The following is a 2,635-nucleotide window of genomic DNA, read 5'->3' as shown; positions in this document are numbered from 1 at the left end:
ATATCCATGTCTCTGTCCTGGTAGCATCACAAAATCAAAACGTTTCCCAGCCTTAATCAAGGCATTTGCCATTCGGATGGAGTTAGCTGGATGCACATTATTATCCACATCTCCATGAGAAAGCATCAAATGTCCTTTTAAATTCTTTGCCAAATCCGGATTTTTTTCAATCTGATATACAAAAGTAGTATCGCCTTTTGGAGAAATCTGCTCTTTAACCCCATGGTGCTTTTCTGACCACCAACGATTGTAAATATTATTTTCATGGTTACCTGCTGAAGAAACCGCTACTTTGAATACATCAGGGTAAACAAGCATAGCGGCTGTTGACATAAAGCCTCCACCGGAGTGGCCATGAATCCCCACTTTTGATCTATCAATAAAATCATGACGGTCGGCCAACTGTTCGATGGCAGCCTTTTTATCAGCCAATCCATAATCTCTCAAATCGCCATAACCATAATTATGGTACCACTTGGATCTACCTGGATGGCCTCCTCTATTTCCTAAAGTGATAACAACAAATCCGAATTGAGCTAATCTATCTGTTCTGTCCAATCTTGCTGAGAATGATTTATCAACAGCTTCCGTTTGTGGTCCTGGATAAACATATTCAATAATTGGATACTTTCGCGTTGAGTCAAAATCAAATGGCTTATACATCACCCCGTATAAATCAGTAATCCCATCGTCAGCTTTGAAAGTAAAAGGCTCAGGAAATTGGTAACCAGCAGCAAAAAGATTAGAAAGATCAGCTGTTTCCAGATCCATCACTTTGGCACCATTTCTATCCTTCAATTCAGAAACCGGAGTCGTATTTACTCTTGAATAAGTGTTGACAAAGAAGGTACCTGCATCATTCATGTCAGAAGAGTTATTATAATCTCCCTTATTCAACAATGTTATTGCTCCGCCATCCAGACTTACCGAATACAAATGCTCATAGTAAGGATCTTCTCCATTTTCTTTCCCATTTGCCACGAAGAACAGCCTTCTTCCTTTATCATCTACCCGTTCTACCCGATCAGTATGGAAAGCACCAGAGGTCAATTGTCTTTTTAAAGTTCCATCTTTTCCATAGAGATAAAAATGTCCCCAGCCATCTCTCTCTGACCAGAAAATCAATTCCTCACCACCATTGACTAACTCAGGTCTGCTCAAATCAATGTAGGTATTGCTGCGCTCTTCGATGACAACTTCTTTGGAATTTGTGGATAGATTCCAACGAACGATATCCACTTTCTTGAGATCTCTTGAGGTGATCCCAAGATAAAATTCATCCTCATCACCTAACCAAGTAGCAGCTCTGAAGTCATCGTCACGTGCATTTGCAGGTGCTGGAGTTGACCAAAGAGAAACCGTTTGATCTTTAAAAGTGGCGATCGGTAAATTCTTCATTTCTTCCGATTCGAAGGAATAATGATATAAATAGGTGATCGGTTGCTCCTTCTCACCTGGCATTGCATACTTATAAGTCTCCAAAGTTGGCCTTGGATCGCGGGTATTATGAAGTACCCAAAGGTCTTTAACTTCTCTCTGGTCGGTACGGGTAATCACAAATTGAGTTGAAGCCTCATTCCAAAGAACTCCAGCTCTTTTTCTATTGTCTTTATTTTTTTCAACCTCGACATTATCTTCTCCTCTACCACTAAATCCATAGCCAAAATCCTCTTCTCCATCGGTTGTCAATTGATATTCGACAATGGTGCTATCCTTCTCATCTTTGGCTGCTTTTAAAAAGTTTTCCTTATCCATCCAATACAAATTTTCATGCTTAGCAAAAACTATTTTGGAAGAATCAGGAGAAATGGAAGCCCAAGAAAGACGTTTTGGATCTTCCTCCGCATCCGTGATTTCTACTAAGGTCTGATTGCTGATGTTGTATTGGAACACAAATGTTTTCTTCTCCAAGGAGTCTTTGGCATTTTTGTTCTTTTCCTTGATTTCTGCCCAATCCTTCTTTAAAACCTCTTCTGTTCCTTTCACCTTAAATCGAATGGAATTTTCATCTTCCATAAATTTCAGGTCCTCCAGTTTCAAATGCTGTCCATCAAAAGGATCTTTCATGATTTTAGTGATTTCCATAGCAAGTTTATCCCGATCAAAGAGTTGGGATTTAGTCTTTCGAACTGGATCAACTAGGTACCAGTTTTTACCATTGCTAGTTTCGTATTCATACCAGAATCGGTCAGACTTCTTCAACCAATGGGGAGAAACAGAAGTGGAAAAAACCATCTTCCGCATTTTCTCCGGTGAAAATCTGGCTGCTAGCTCATAATTTCCAGTATAGATTTCCTCTTGGGCAAAACTGCCTTGAAAAACCAACAGGAAAGCAATAAATAGTATAGCTTGTTTCATAAGGTTTAAATTTGAAGTACCGAAACTACTGGAAAGCTCTTTTCAAAAAGAACCACTGATATAAATTTTAACCTACTTTTTCAATTTGGTGGAAAAAAATACCTTCCAAGCACTAAAAATCAGTCAAAAGCTATAGGAGTTTTTAATATTCAGGTAATATTAATTTCATAGAATCCGTCCAAAAACGCTGAAATATAGCTATTTGATAAAATGCTTTTCATTCATGGATGATCTTGAAACTATATATTTCGATCAAAACAAAAAGAGTGAAAACCAA

The 2,635-nt window shown here is 38.4% G+C and carries 1 protein-coding gene; it reads right to left on the bottom strand.

The genetic code is table 11. From position 1 onward, the window contains the following. Positions 1 to 2,358 (bottom strand): DPP IV N-terminal domain-containing protein (locus tag Q0L68_RS19395; protein WP_296705899.1); only part of this gene is annotated, 2,358 nt, incomplete at its 3' end. Positions 2,359 to 2,635 lie beyond the last annotated feature (277 nt).

The sequence above is a fragment of the Algoriphagus sp. genome (assembly GCF_024642405.1).
In the GTDB taxonomy this organism is placed as follows: Bacteria; Bacteroidota; Bacteroidia; order Cytophagales; family Cyclobacteriaceae; genus Algoriphagus.
This window is presented reverse-complemented; position numbering and strand designations above follow the sequence as displayed.